Origin of the sequence: uncultured Sphaerochaeta sp. (assembly GCF_963676625.2) — a bacterium.
GTDB lineage: Bacteria > Spirochaetota > Spirochaetia > Sphaerochaetales > Sphaerochaetaceae > Sphaerochaeta.
Genome location: NZ_CAXXYB010000004.1, coordinates 1,390,037 through 1,403,581, shown reverse-complemented (window position 1 = coordinate 1,403,581; position 13,545 = coordinate 1,390,037). Strand labels below are relative to the sequence as shown.

15 protein-coding genes are annotated in these 13,545 nt (G+C 45.1%); 6 read left to right on the top strand and 9 right to left on the bottom strand.

Annotation, left to right across the window (positions count from 1 at the left end; genetic code table 11):
- Positions 1-43 precede the first annotated feature (43 nt).
- The 3 genes from ACHZBG_RS09420 to ACHZBG_RS09410 form a co-directional block, all read right to left on the bottom strand.
- Positions 44-1,387 (bottom strand): GntP family permease, encoded by a 1,344-nt coding sequence (locus tag ACHZBG_RS09420; RefSeq protein WP_320129195.1) that lies wholly within the window; start codon positions 1,385-1,387, stop codon positions 44-46.
- Between the two features lie 32 nt (positions 1,388-1,419).
- Positions 1,420-2,265, bottom strand: coding sequence for an MBL fold metallo-hydrolase (locus ACHZBG_RS09415; RefSeq protein ID WP_320129194.1), 846 nt, complete (start codon positions 2,263-2,265; stop codon positions 1,420-1,422).
- A gap of 92 nt (positions 2,266-2,357) precedes the next feature.
- Positions 2,358-3,125 carry a FadR/GntR family transcriptional regulator gene (locus ACHZBG_RS09410; RefSeq protein WP_320129193.1) on the bottom strand — a complete coding sequence of 256 codons (768 nt, stop codon included), beginning with the start codon at positions 3,123-3,125 and terminating at the stop codon, positions 2,358-2,360.
- Positions 3,126-3,170: 45 nt separating this feature from the next.
- Here ACHZBG_RS09410 and ACHZBG_RS09405 point away from each other — a divergent pair, with 45 nt between their 5' ends.
- From ACHZBG_RS09405 to ACHZBG_RS09390, 4 genes are all read left to right on the top strand, one after another.
- Complete coding sequence (locus tag ACHZBG_RS09405; RefSeq protein WP_320129192.1) at positions 3,171-3,596, top strand: DUF3842 family protein; 426 nt, start codon at positions 3,171-3,173, stop codon at positions 3,594-3,596.
- 134 nt (positions 3,597-3,730) lie between these two features.
- The gene (locus ACHZBG_RS09400) at positions 3,731-4,816 is read left to right on the top strand and encodes a DUF1893 domain-containing protein (protein ID WP_320129191.1); all 1,086 of its coding nucleotides are present in this window, start codon (positions 3,731-3,733) and stop codon (positions 4,814-4,816) included.
- On the top strand, positions 4,809-5,624 hold the full coding sequence (locus tag ACHZBG_RS09395; protein ID WP_320129190.1) for a metal ABC transporter permease: 816 nt from the start codon (positions 4,809-4,811) through the stop codon (positions 5,622-5,624). Before ACHZBG_RS09400 ends, ACHZBG_RS09395 begins: the two co-directional genes overlap by 8 nt.
- Entirely contained in the window at positions 5,621-6,397 is a 777-nt protein-coding gene (locus ACHZBG_RS09390; protein ID WP_320129189.1) for a metal ABC transporter solute-binding protein, Zn/Mn family, read from the top strand. Before ACHZBG_RS09395 ends, ACHZBG_RS09390 begins: the two co-directional genes overlap by 4 nt.
- Positions 6,398-6,471: 74 nt before the next feature.
- Here ACHZBG_RS09390 and ACHZBG_RS09385 read toward each other — a convergent pair whose 3' ends face one another.
- From ACHZBG_RS09385 to ACHZBG_RS09365, 5 genes are all read right to left on the bottom strand, one after another.
- Positions 6,472-7,290, bottom strand: coding sequence for a sugar phosphate isomerase/epimerase family protein (locus ACHZBG_RS09385; RefSeq protein ID WP_320129188.1), 819 nt, complete (start codon positions 7,288-7,290; stop codon positions 6,472-6,474).
- 84 nt (positions 7,291-7,374) lie between these two features.
- On the bottom strand, positions 7,375-8,382 hold the full coding sequence (locus ACHZBG_RS09380) for an iron-containing alcohol dehydrogenase (RefSeq protein ID WP_320129187.1): 1,008 nt from the start codon (positions 8,380-8,382) through the stop codon (positions 7,375-7,377).
- On the bottom strand, positions 8,292-8,657 hold the full coding sequence (locus ACHZBG_RS09375) for a hypothetical protein (protein ID WP_320129186.1): 366 nt from the start codon (positions 8,655-8,657) through the stop codon (positions 8,292-8,294). The genes ACHZBG_RS09380 and ACHZBG_RS09375 overlap by 91 nt, the downstream gene beginning before the upstream one ends.
- Positions 8,658-8,767: 110 nt before the next feature.
- On the bottom strand, positions 8,768-9,586 hold the full coding sequence (locus ACHZBG_RS09370; RefSeq protein ID WP_320129185.1) for a transketolase C-terminal domain-containing protein: 819 nt from the start codon (positions 9,584-9,586) through the stop codon (positions 8,768-8,770).
- Positions 9,583-10,473 carry a transketolase gene (locus ACHZBG_RS09365; protein WP_320129184.1) on the bottom strand — a complete coding sequence of 297 codons (891 nt, stop codon included), beginning with the start codon at positions 10,471-10,473 and terminating at the stop codon, positions 9,583-9,585. The genes ACHZBG_RS09370 and ACHZBG_RS09365 overlap by 4 nt, the downstream gene beginning before the upstream one ends.
- A 328-nt stretch (positions 10,474-10,801) precedes the next feature.
- On the opposite strand from ACHZBG_RS09365, the gene ACHZBG_RS09360 reads away from it, so the two are divergent.
- Together ACHZBG_RS09360 and ACHZBG_RS09355 are read left to right on the top strand one after the other, a co-directional pair.
- Positions 10,802-11,449 (top strand): GntR family transcriptional regulator, encoded by a 648-nt coding sequence (locus ACHZBG_RS09360; RefSeq protein ID WP_320129183.1) that lies wholly within the window; start codon positions 10,802-10,804, stop codon positions 11,447-11,449.
- Positions 11,449-12,540: a DUF362 domain-containing protein gene (locus tag ACHZBG_RS09355; protein ID WP_320129182.1), complete on the top strand. Its 1,092-nt coding sequence runs from the start codon at positions 11,449-11,451 to the stop codon at positions 12,538-12,540. Before ACHZBG_RS09360 ends, ACHZBG_RS09355 begins: the two co-directional genes overlap by 1 nt.
- On the opposite strand, the gene ACHZBG_RS09350 is transcribed toward ACHZBG_RS09355, so the two are convergent.
- Positions 12,535-13,512, bottom strand: a complete 978-nt coding sequence (locus ACHZBG_RS09350) for an aldo/keto reductase (RefSeq protein ID WP_320129181.1) — start codon at positions 13,510-13,512, stop codon at positions 12,535-12,537. The two genes, ACHZBG_RS09355 and ACHZBG_RS09350, sit on opposite strands and share 6 nt — an antisense overlap.
- Positions 13,513-13,545: the final 33 nt, after the last annotated feature.

Here is a 13,545-nt window from a genome sequence, read left to right as displayed (position 1 = left end):
CAAGAGCCGACAGGAAAATCCTGCCGGCAAAATTATTATTGAATCAAAGAAAAAATATTCCAAGGATCATAACTATAGTAATAGTAGTAATTCCCTGAACCAGGGTAACACCGGTTTGCGTCTTGTACGCAGTAGCAGTATCCATATCTGAGAACTGCGACACAACCCAGAAGTAGCTATCATTTGCATGGGAAACAGTCATGGAACCAGCCCCTATGGCCATAAGGGTAAGTACTTTTGCCATTTCCGAAGTCCACCCCAATTTTACCATCAGGGGAGCCATCATAGCTGAAGTAACAATCATTGCAACCGTTGAAGCTCCCATTGCTGTCTTCAAGAGTGCTGCAATAAGGAACGGAATCAACAGACCGGCGTTCATTTGGATCAGACTACCTGAAAGGACCTCAGCGATGGGGAGAGATTTCAAAACGGCACCAAGGGCACCTCCTGCACCGGTTATGGCCAAAATGCTTGCAGAACTTGAAATCCCTTCACTCATCCAATTGAAGGAAGTTCCTTTCTTCTCTGACTTAGGAATCAAGGTAACGACCAGCCCAACTCCAAGAATCAAAGCGGTAACAGGATTTCCAATAAAGTCAAAGAAAGCCTTTACATGTGCAGCTCCAAAGGGGGTTGAAGGAAAATCAGCTATCGATTTCAGGGCAATCAACAGGATAGGAAGAAGAATAGGCGCAAACGATTTGAGGGCACTGGGCAATTTTCCATATTTTTCAACAAGATCTTCCAATGATACTTCAGGATTTGCAGGAATATCAAATTTACTGGAAATCTTCAACGCATACAGGTATCCGACCAACATGACAGGAATCGAAATCAACAAGCCTACGAGAATTACCAATCCAAGATCTGCATTCAACGTCCCTGCCATGATAATTGGACCTGGTGTAGGAGGCACCAGACAATGGGTGGCATACAGCCCGGAACTCAAACAGGTAGCCATAACGGCAAGAGAAACCCCTGATTTTGCTGCCAAGGCTCTATTGATCGGAGAAAGGATGACAAAACCTGAATCACAAAAAACCGGAATACTTACGATATATCCTGTCAGGCTCATGGTCAAAGGAGCATGTTTCTTACCAACAACCTTAAGGATTGTATTGGCCATAGTAAGTGCTGCCCCGGTTTTCTCCAGAATTGTCCCAATAATTGTTCCTGCAATAATTACGATTCCTATGCTCCCGAGAATCGAACCGAATCCAGAAGTCAGAGTCGTTATAAGTTTATCGACAGGAATTCCACATAACACCCCGACAAAATATCCGGAAAGTAATAACACTATGAATGGGTGCCATTTGAACTTCGAGATCAAAACCACCATTCCCACAATAGCAACGATAATAACTAAAAACAGATACCATCCAGCCATTTCAGTCCCCCTTAACAAAGTATATTCTCTCGTCATCCTTCTAGAATGAGCGTTGTCCCCGTACTATTGCGAAAATTCGTTTGGCCAAGAGAAATCGCTTGTTCAACAGCATAAGGACCTGAACAGTGCGATATACCCAAAATTTCGATCGACCTTTCTTGAAATTCCTTCAGAGTTTTTTGCAATCGTTCTTCGTCAGCTTCTATAAGATGAGTACCTCCCAGAAGTGCAAAAATATTCTTGCCGAATTTCTTTGAGACTGTATTAAGCATATTCAGGATTCCAGGGTGGGCGCACCCGACTATCACAACCAACCCTTGGGAAGATTCTACGACAAGCAACACCTCATCCTCAAAATCATCTTCCTTCCAGACTCCCCCGGCAGTACTTCTTTTGATAAACCGTGGATTTGGAACTTCTTCTGGATAAGTACTGGAAAACCCATTGACAACCCATATGCCAGAAACAATTTCAGTTATTTCATTGCTGACTGTCTTGTGTGTAATGGTATTTCGCACCAAAAAATCTTCATCAAAGTCATTACCCAAGAATTGTACGGCAGAGCCAATTTTTCCGTATTTCAGGTCGAAAAAATGCTTTCCAGTCCAAAGGGTCACTTCTGAAGCATTATTTGTATCCACAAAGGAACGAAATCCTCCGCTATGGTCATAATGGCCATGACTGAGAACAACCTGATGAACCAAGGAAAGATCTTTCCCTAGTTTTGCAGCATTGTCCATGAATTTTTTGCTTTGGCCAGTATCGAATAATACTGACTGGTCTCCCTTTTCAATAAGAAAGGAAAGGCCATGTTCCACTGAAAGGGCTGTATGCTCACCCTGGGTATTTTCTATCAAAGTTGTAATACTTATTTCCATCAAGAGTACCTTTATAATAAAGACTAACTTGTCAGTTGTCTGACAAGTTAGTCTATAATAAACCCTCTTTTTGCATATTGTCAAACTATTTCTTACATAGCACCAAAAAACTGTTGAATGTCAGAAATAGCCTTATTCAGATGCTTTTCCATGGTTGATGCAGCTAACACAGAGTCTTTCGCTTCTATCGCCTGGAGCAATTCAAAATGCTCTGCAATCGAGGAGTCCAGTCGCCCTGGAACATGCAAACTTGCATACCATCCCTCATTGAGAGTCTGTTCCATTGTTCGCATAAGAACAATAAGAGTTCTGTTTCGGGTAGCCTTGGCAATGGCAAGATGAAAAGCTCCATCAGTAGCTATAGCCCTGGCAACATTCCCTGACTGGACAAAACCAACAAAATCGTTGTAGGTCTTTTGCAAAATTTCCAGATCCTTGGAACTAGCCCGTTGGGCTGCAACAGAAGCAGCATGAGGTTCAATCAAAAGACGAACTTCAAAATGTTCCTTCAAGGATTCTGCATTTTCCACGACCCAATCTTGTACGGGATGTACCATCGTGTCCTGATCATTGATAAAGACACCCTTTCCTTGATAAACCTTTATAATGCCAGACACCTCAAGCATTCTAAGGGCTTCCCTGATAGAAGACCTACTTACCTCAAGTCTTTCGGAAAGCTGTTTCTCGCTATACAACCGATCTCCCGGTTTCAAGTTTTCGTTTCTGATAATGTCTTTGATTGCATCGGTCACCATAACAGACAACCGTTCTTTCTTTAGGGATTCCATTATTCCAATGGTACAGATAACTGTTTCATTCTGCAAGTAACTGAAGGCATCGGGACGATGCCAAGAAAGCATATTGCAGGTTTTCTTTTCACCGTCTTTCTCGTATACTTTTATATCATGAATAAAACGGTAAAAATTGTAATCATCGACGGACAGGGCGGTAGTCTGGGAAAGACACTGGTTTCATCAGTCAAAGAACGGTTCCCTCAATTGGAAATCCTTGCCATAGGAACCAATAGCATGGCAGCCAGCGCCATGCTTCGCAGTGGTGCCGATGCTACGGCGACTGGTGAGAACCCGGTATTGGTTGCTTGCCGAACCGCAGATATAATAATGGGCCCCCTCGGCATCATCGCAGCCGATTCCCTTCATGGTGAAATAACTCCCGCCATGGCTCTTGCAGTTTCGCAGAGCCCTGCACATAAGATTCTCATCCCGATCAGCAAGTGCAATATTACCATTGTGGGGAAACAGGGATACCTTTTGGGCGAGTTGGTTGAAATGACTATTGATACCCTCTCAGAACTGCTTGGAAACGAATAATTCGTACTGAAAGCGCTTTTTTACTATCGTCATATTTCTTGACAAGAGCTATTCATCCCTATAGTATGCACTCATACAGCTTCATGAAGAAGCAACTTCTTTACGAATAGGTAATCAAATACATACAACAAGCCATGAAGGCAAGAAGAACCTTTCTTTTTGCAATCGTGGCTTTTTTTGGAGCACGAGTGGAACCTTATAAACAAAAACTCCCGGACAACATAACCCTCCAGGCCTATGACAATGAAACTTGTATTTTTTCAGATAAAGGAAGGTGGCTCAACCCACTTTTTTCCTTGGAAAAATTTCTGGAAACTTACAAGGGAAACAAAGAATTTTTATATATACATGACACCGCTGCAGGAAAGGCAGCAGCTGTATTGATGGTTCGCTTTGGCGTCAAGAAAGCCCATATCAATCTGATAAGTGAGCTGGCCCTTGCCTATTATCAAAAGTCGGGAGTAGAGATTTCCTGGGACAAAAAGGTCGACAAACTGGCTTGCATGACGGAAGCCTTATTGGAACCTATGGAAGACAGCGTTGAAATGTACAGAATATTGAGGATCAGGGCCAATTTGGTAAGCGGAGTTCCTGTAGAAGTTTCAAGTGCATCCTTCTCATATGGAGACCACAAGATACTCAACAATGTATCTTTTTCCATACCCAAGGGCGGCCATCTCTTGGTAAAAGGCGCCAATGGAAATGGAAAGACAACGCTTTTGAAAGCTCTTTTGGGAAAACTTGAACTTTCTGGAGGGAATATTCTCATTGACGGGAAAGCCCCAAGCCAACTTCAGGCAGGAACCATTGGGTATATAAAACAACAACAAGCTCACCAGGAACAATTCCCGGTATCAGCTTTTGAAGTGGTCAGTATGGCAGTTGACAGGACTCTTTCACTAGAGCGACAGAAATGGGAGATAGATACAAGCCTGAGACGAACAGGAGTATTTGAACTCAGGAATCGAAATTACTATTCCTTAAGCGGTGGGGAACAACAAAAGGTAGCCCTTGCACGTTGTCTTTGTCAAAAAGCACGACTCTTACTGCTTGACGAACCTACCTCCTTTTTGGATGTAGAGAGTCGAAGGACTTTATTGGAAATCCTCAAATCCTTGAGCGTAGGAGAGATGCCTACCATAATCATTGTCACGCATGACAAGGAAATCGGTATCGATCTGGACTGGCCAATACTGATTCTGGGAGATGACCATGAGTAATCTGCTCTCCTTGCTCATGCTACCTCCCGTTGCAAAAGGCCTCATTGCCATGACCATCGCCGGAATTTGCTTTCCTGCCGCCGGGGTCATGGTTCTTCGCCTCGATCTGGTACCAATGCGCTATATGCTCATGCATGGAGTCATTCTGGGAGGGGCGCTATCCCTGGCCTTTTCCCTACCAATGCTTCCTGTCAGCCTATTGATCAATCTCTTGCTGGTATTTGTGATTCTCAAACTGACAGGGGATTCTTCCCAGGGTTTTGGAATCAGCAGTGCAGCGGCAATGGTCTTTACCATGGCAATGGCTTCTTTGGTAATGCACATATTCGATGTTCCGGCAAAGGATACCTTGCAACTGCTCTGGGGAAGTCCCTTTGCCCTGGGCAAGTTGGAAGTTTTCACCCTTGCCTGTATGGGAATAATCCTCATTGTGTATGTCATATTCAATTTCAAGACCATCAGCGCCATATTCTTTGACCAGGAAATTGCCCAGTCGTTGGGTATGCATGTCAGGTTCCACCATACGATCATGCTCGTATCCATTGCCATGGTAATCGCCTTGGCAATGAAACTATTGGGAGCCCTGTTGATCGACGCCTTGTTGATCCTTCCTGTCCTGATTGCTGCCATCCAGGCAAAAAGTCTCAAGCAACTATTTATTCGCTCCTGTCTCATAGGTCTATTTCTTTCTTTCTTTGGTTTTCTGGGCGCCATAGTAAGCGATCTTCCTCCAAGTGGGACAATTGCCTTGCTTTCCGCCTTGTTATATCTCGTTGTTCATCTATTACATAAAAGGAAGTCTCTATGAAAAGAAAATTTTTGCCCGTCTTGCTTTTCCTGATTCTCTCAGCCAGTCTCTATGCCCAAGGAATCGAAGAAACGCAGACCACTGTAACCAACCAAGGGCCAAAGGTCGTCGCCTCTACCTCCTGGACAGCAGCCTTTGCTGATCTTGGGGGTGTCGATACGCTTACGACCATAGCCCCTGCCTCCTTGGTGCATCCCCCCGAGTACGAAATAACGGTTTCCGATGTCAAGAATATTTCCGATGCCGATTATTTCATCTACGCAGGATATGAACGTATGATGAAAACCTTGGGAGATGCCCTATCAAACGGATCGACCAAAATGGTGAAGATAACAACCGACAACTCCCTTGCCACCGTCAAGGCACAAGCACAGGAAATTGCCACAATCTTCGGGACTGAGGCGATAAGCGGAGAACGAGTTGCCCAATATGACGCAACCATCGAACAAGGAAAGGCGGCAGTGACCAAAGCTGGTCTGGATACCAAGAAAGTACTGTGCCATTCAATGCAAGTGTATCTTGCCAAGGATCTTGGCTTGAACGTTGCCGGAACTTTTGGCCCAGGGCCGATAACCGCCACTCAAATTGCAGATGCTGCCAATAAACAGTATGACATCATCATCGACAATATACATAATCCGGTAGCCAGTCCCCTGGCAGAAGTATCACCTGCAAGCAAGGTCATCGTCTGGAGAAACTTCCCGGAGTCCGTGGGTCGGGGAAGTCTGGAGAAAATGGTCAGCGAAAACATATCAGCCTTATTGGCAAAATAAGACCTACTTTCTTCCAACTAGCTGTATAAGATACGAAACCACCAGTAAAACCGGTGGTTTCGTATCATTTCAGGTTATCGATAATAATTTCCGTAGCGTTCCTTCAAAAAAGCAACCGACCGTTTTGCTGCAGTTTCGGCATCAGGAATCGGAAGGATCTCCAAGGTCGTCCATCCTTCATACCCAATCACCTTCAAGGCATTAAAAATTTCGTCCCAAGGCATATGACCATCCCCAAGAAAATGCCTGTTCGTATCGGCAAAATGGATATATCGAACAAATTCCTGGTTTCTGACAAGACTGTCACCAATATGATCGTCCTCAATATTCATATGAAATACATCGGGCATCATGGTAAAGTTCTTTCGATTCACTTTTTTGATCAAGGCTACGCATTCATCAAGGGTATTGATGAAATCAATTTCATATCTATTGACCGGTTCAAGTATCAGCTCGACACCTTTCTTTTCGGCATAGTCGGAAAGGCTTCCTGCCATATCCAGAAATAAACGTTCACATAAGGCAACATCCCGTCCTGCAATGGGACCTCTTGTTCTTCCGATATTCACCAACTGTCCAAAATCACTCGCAAGATCGATAAATCCACAGAACGTAGAGTACAACTCAGCTCTTCGTTCTGGATCCTCATCGGTGAAAAACAGGTTCCTGGCGGCAAAAACCTGTCCTGAGGAAATAGCACTCACTTCCATCTGATTGGCAACCAGCAGTGCTTTCAAGTCAGATCGTGATATTTCGTCAGGTCTTTTCAGTGCAAGCTCAACTCCATCATAGCCTAGTTCATGTGCTTTTTTTATGGATCGAGGAAGACCCCTAAAGACAACAAAGGCATTTGGCATGGCCTCCAATCCGGCAATGGCAACAGATAGTCTCATGATATACATTCTCCTTTCGTTCTGGATTCTTTCACGAAAACAAAGGGTAATGGCACCAAGACTGTTGTCTTGGCGCCATCTGTCTTATCGTTCCCGTATAATGGAGAAATCCCCTGTAGCCGCAGATCGAAGGATCGGTTCCATGTACGTATCAACCTCGGAGGCAGTCATCGGAATCGGCATATTTTTCAGTTTCATAGCCAGCTGAGGATCCTTTGCAGCTGCAAGAGCCCTTGCAATATGCCCCTCACCGAATCCCTTCAGATCAGACAGTTTTGTAGGAGCATTGATGCTCTTACTGAAACCAATCATTGCCTCGGCAACCGCCAGCGCCAAAGCCCTTCCCTCGAGGGAAGCCACATTTTCTACGGCAAAGCCTTGGGCTTCGAAAATATTGCCAACAACTCTCAACTGATCCTGGATAGCCTTGGAATAGAAAACCGCATAATACGGATTCATGATTCCACAGGCAGTACCGTGGGACACGATATCAACCAAGGAAAAACTGGTAAGGTGGGCACCACTGGTACCTCCCAACATTATGGCATAACCTCCAAGATCGGTGGCCAACCCAATGGCTTCCCGAGCTTTCAAATCCTTGGGATTTGCGATTAAATCCTTTGAATATTCAGTAACCAGACTTATGGCACACTCCGCAATTGCCTTGGCTTTCCCGTATAATTCAGGCTTGGCTCCACAAAACACCTCAAAGGTATGGGAAATTGCATCCAAGGCACCGTCTATGGTTACCGATAAAGGCATCGATACAGTGACCTCGTAATCAAACAGGCTTACTGTAGGACATATCGCATCATCGACGATAAGTTTTTTCTGTCCCAGCACAGGATCAGTGATATTTGCATATTTGGTAAGGTGCGCTCCACTGGAAGCAGAGACTTGCACGGCAATCAAGGGGATCTGGGACAAGCCAGTCGTTTTGAGAGCCTCCGTGACAATCCCTGTTCCAAAATAATGATCTATCTCTGCGCTCACCGTCCCACCTAAGGTGGCAAGGACATCCGCTGCCTTGCAGGCATCAATGGTAGAACCACCTCCGATGGCAACAATGCAATCTGGTTTTGTATGTAGCATATAGGATTCGAGTCTATAGACATCTCTTCCCGAGGGGCATTGGGTTTTGCATCGGGAGCAATGGTACCACCGGCCAGGGTAATCCCTGTTGCCTTCAAGGATGCAACAACCTGGTCAGCCACTGGCTTCAGATACGTGCCATTGCTTACGACCAATGCTGTTTTTCCATATTTTGCCGCAAGGGTTCCGACTTGATCAAGGACACCGAGACCATGGATATAGCTCGTTCCTTTCCATTCATTCAATAGGGCATAGGCGTGTTCTATTTGATTCATATATACCTCTTTTATTTGCATAATTTTTTGCTCTCAAAGCAATATTCTCAGGACTGATACCATGTTTCGCCAAGAGTTGTTCATAGGGGCCCGTTTCCCCGAAGGTATCCTCAAGGCCCAATGGCATCAAATTTGCAGGTGATTCCATCTTTCATGAAAACTTCGCTGATGGCAGAGGCAAAACCACCCATCAGGACATGTTCCTCCAGGCACAAGAGCCTACCGGTCTTGGCCACACTTGCTTCCAGCACCTTTGCATCCAAGGGCTTTACAAAAGGAACACTCAATACTTCAGCCTTAATTCCTTCCTTGGCCAGCAGAATCGCTGCTTCATTGGCAAAAGAAGCTGTAATACCATTCGCGGCAATGGTTATGTCATTTCCCTCGACAGAACATACGGTCCCTATCTTTTTTGAGGATGGAAGGTCAGGCATCGCATTTCGGTTGAGCCGAATATAAACCGGTCCCTTTTGGGCCAAGGCATATTCCAGGGCTTTTTCAGCCTGTGATGCATCCGCCGGTACAATGACCTGCATGTTGGGCAAGGCTCTCATGATGGCAATATCGCAAATTGCCTGATGACTTGCTCCGTCAAAAGAATCGGACAAGCCGCCATAGGCGCCGGCTATGACAACCGGCAGGTTGTTATAGCAGAGTACGTTTCGGATCTGATCGGTTCCTTTCAAAGCCAAAAAGATGGAGAAGGCATTTATTACCGGATGATAACCACAGGTAGCAAGACCGGCAGCTATATCCACCATATTGCCTTCGGCAACTCCACAATTAAAAAACCGGTCAGGATAGGCTTTCCCAAAAATTGCACTCTTGGTCGATGAAGACACATCGGCATCCAAGACCACCAGCTCAGGATGGGTCTCTCCGAGCTCGGCCAGTTTTTTCCCGAAGGCCTCTCTCATTGCTAGACTCATAATGCCGCCTCCTTTTTTTCAAGATCTTTTTCAAGCTCTACAATTCCCTTTGCATAGGAGTCATCATCGATGACCGCTCCATGCCAGGTATTCTTTCCCTCAGTAAACGAAACTCCTTTGCCCTTGATTGTGTCGTAGACAACGGCCTTGGGCCAGACATCATCACTATCCATCCAGTCAAAGGATTTGAGAATATCTGAGGTATTGTTTCCATCCAGCTGCTGTTTGCAGACATTCCACCCAAAGGCAGAAAGCTTCTCCGTAAGGGAATCCATTGGCATGATCTGATCCTCGGTTCCATCAAGCTGCACTTTATTATAGTCGACCATCAGGACAAAATGCTCAGGTTTGAATTTCGCGGCAGCCATCAGGGCTTCCCAGCTTTGGCCTTCATTGAGACAGCCTTCCCCTGTCAGTACATAGGTCCAATAATTTTTCTTTGAAAGCTTGGCCGCCAGAGCCATGCCAAGCCCGATCGAAAGTCCATGGCCAAGAGCTCCTGTCGACATGTCTATACCCGGTAGTTTATGCATGCAAGGATGTCCTTGAAGCCTTGATCCCAAAACCCTGAACGAGGAAATCTCGGAGGGAGGGAAATACCCACGGTTTGCCAATACGGTATAGAGATTGATCGAGGCATGTCCCTTGGAAAGAATGAATCGGTCACGGTCTTCCCAGGTAGGTTCATCAGATTTGATGTGCATACGGTTGAAATAGAGGCTAGTCGTCAATTCTGCGCTGGAGGCTGATCCCCCCCAGTGCCCTGTTCCTCGTTCATGGAGGGTATCAAACATGACCATCCGAAAATAGGCGGCCAAGGCTGCAAGTTCCTTTTCATTGAATGTACGTTCCTTATGGGAAAGCAAATCCATGACATTCTCTTTCATGGTAGGAAACTCCTTGTTCTTCCAGTTGGGTTTTCTGTTTCGATAATGGGAACATTCCCAAAAAACTAATTGCATACTGTATACAATACAGATACCACTCTTGGCATACTTTGTCAAATGGTAAACTGTATTACTTATACAATACAAAATATTTTCTTTTAACACGTAAATAGAAAAACACTTATCATCTTATATATTATATATTAATAGTCATAATATGTTTGTATACAATTTTACATATCAAAAGCTTCTTACTGCACATATCAGTTTTCACATTGACGAAATAACCAATACGACCTACAGTATTATCGACAGTAGGAGATATATAATGCCTAAATGTGTACAGAACAGCCTTGCCGACCAGGTCTATACAATGCTAAAAGAGCAAATTCTTTCGGGTCAATTGAAAGGTGGAATGAAAATCCCAGAGGAGCAACTTGCAGAGCAATTCGGCGTATCCCGCACTCCTATCAGGGAAGCTATCAGGCGTCTCAGCGAGTATGGCTTGATAACCATCAAGCCAAGAAGCCATGCCATTGTTTCCATCATTACCCAGAAAGAGGCCAATGACATAGCAAAGGTAAGGGTTTCCCTTGAGCAACTGGCAATCGACAGTATCGATGAGAATGCCTATGCAGCGAATGTCAAGGATTTCTCACGTTACGCCGCCGATTGCCAATATGCCCTGGGAATCGGGGACAGGGCCACAGTTTTTGAACAGGACAGCCTCTTCCACCTTGCTTTGATAAAGGCCTCGGATAATTTGGCCCTCTTCAACATTTGCGAACGCCTTGATGCAAAGATCCAGCAACTCCGTATAGCCCAGGATCTTCCCGAGGATGAGTTGACCTATTACCTCAACCAGCATTCACGGATCATGAATCTATTGAAAAACGGGGAAAAAGAAGCCTGCAAGAAATTGATCTATGAACATATCACCCATGATTTGACAAGCCACATGAAGGAAATGGAATAATGGAAAAAAATGATATTATCTTGACCTACGGGTCAGACCCCGTTGCAATGACAAGAGCACTGCTTGAAGCCATCGATATCGAGTCGCTCATACCTGACAAAAACACTTCGATAGCCTTGAAACCAAACCTCGTAGTTGCCGTAACCGCGGATAGCGGGGCAACTACCCACCCAGCAATTGTCAAAGAAATTCTTTCCCATCTCAGGGAGAAAGGTTATTCCAGGATCAAGATTGTCGAGAGTGCCTGGGTCGGGGACAGCACCAAGGAAGGTTTCAGGGTAAACGGGTATGAAGCAATCAGTAAAACCTTCGAAGTTCCTCTTGTCGATGTCAAGGATGATGAATACAGGAAATTGACTTCAAACGGGATAACCATGGAGATAAGCAAAACAATTCTCGATACCGATTTCTTGATTAATCTCCCAGTTTTGAAAGGCCATTGTCAGACAGCAATGACCTGTGCCTTGAAAAACATGAAGGGTTGCCTTTCTGATAGATCCAAAAGAATGTTCCATACCCTCGGCCTTCATAAACCCATAGCTGCACTCAATGCAATCAGATGTGCCGATCTGGTAATCGTTGACAGTCTCAACGGAGACCTTGATTTCGAGGAGGGAGGCAATCCCGTAGAAACAGACAGGATGTTTGCAACAAGGGATAGTGTGCTCTGTGATAGTTTTGGCGCCCAGCTTCTGGGTTTTGAACTCGAGGATATCCCCTACATCCAGCTTGCAGAGAAAATGGGGGTCGGCTCCACAGATCTCACCAGGGCCAGATTCATCCAGCTCAACGAGCCAGCAAACAACAATGAGGCACGCCCAAGCGGAGAAGTGGCCTACCTGGCAAAACATACCCTACCCAAAAATGCCTGCTCGGCCTGTTACGGAAATCTGATTCACGCCCTTAAACGGCTTGACGAAGTAGACCGCCTGGGCAACCTTGAAACACAAATCTGCATAGGACAAGGCTACAAGGGCGAGGCAGATCCAAACAAGATAGGCGTCGGGGTTTGCACCAAGGGCTTGGGCAAAAGCCTTACAGGCTGTCCTCCCAAGGCAATAGACATGATTCAGTTTATAAAAGATCTATAGAAGCTTTCTCGCAAGGCCATCAATATAGTTGATGTCCTCCACTTTCAGGATCAGGGAACTACTAAGACTATTTTCAAGTACCTGTTCCGGCTTTCTTGCACCACAAAGTACATTCATTCTTGGAATATAGGCCATTGTCCAAGCAAGTATGAGATTCCCGACTGTACATTGGTAGGAAGAACACAAGTCCTTGAGTTCTTCCAGCATGGAAATGACTTGCAACCTTTTTTCCATATGGAACCAGGGGATGCTTTCCTTGGCTGTCCCGATTACATTGGTTTCTTGCCTTACATTTCCGGTCAACAGTCCCCGTTCGAGGGGGCTGTAAGCCTGAAAGACAATATCATTTTTATTGCAATACAAGGCAAGGTCTTCATTTTCTCTATTAAGCAGGCTGAACCGTTTTTGAATGATCGAGGGAGATCCATATTTTTGGTACTCCTCTATCTGCTTTCGGTCAACATTGCATGCACCGTAACAACGAATCTTTCCTTCTTTTTTCAATTGCTCAAGCGCAAATACTGTTTCTTCTATCGGTGTGTCGAAGGATTCCACGGAAGGCCAATGAGTCAACAATACATCAATATAATCAGTTTGCAGGCGGAATAGACTCTGTTCGACTTGCACCCTGATACTCTTTTCGGACAGATTTCTTCGAACAGTAACTCCATCGCGGCTCTTATGGACAGATCCTTCATCATAGGGACCCCAGACAAGGCCACATTTTGTGGCAAGGACATATTTATTCCGTTTTCGTTTGATTACCCTACCCACGATTTCCTCGGACTTTCCGTTTCCATAGGCAGGGGCAGTATCGAGATAGTTGATACCTAGTTCCAGGGCTTTCTCAATTGTTTTCTCGGAGAGCCTGTCATCACCTTCCCCCCAACTATCACCGCCACCCATTGCCCAGGTCCCGAGAGTCAGGGAGGGAATGAGGATCCCAGTTTTACCGAGTTTCATATATTGCATATAACAGTACCTCCAAAAAACTCAAGACTGAAC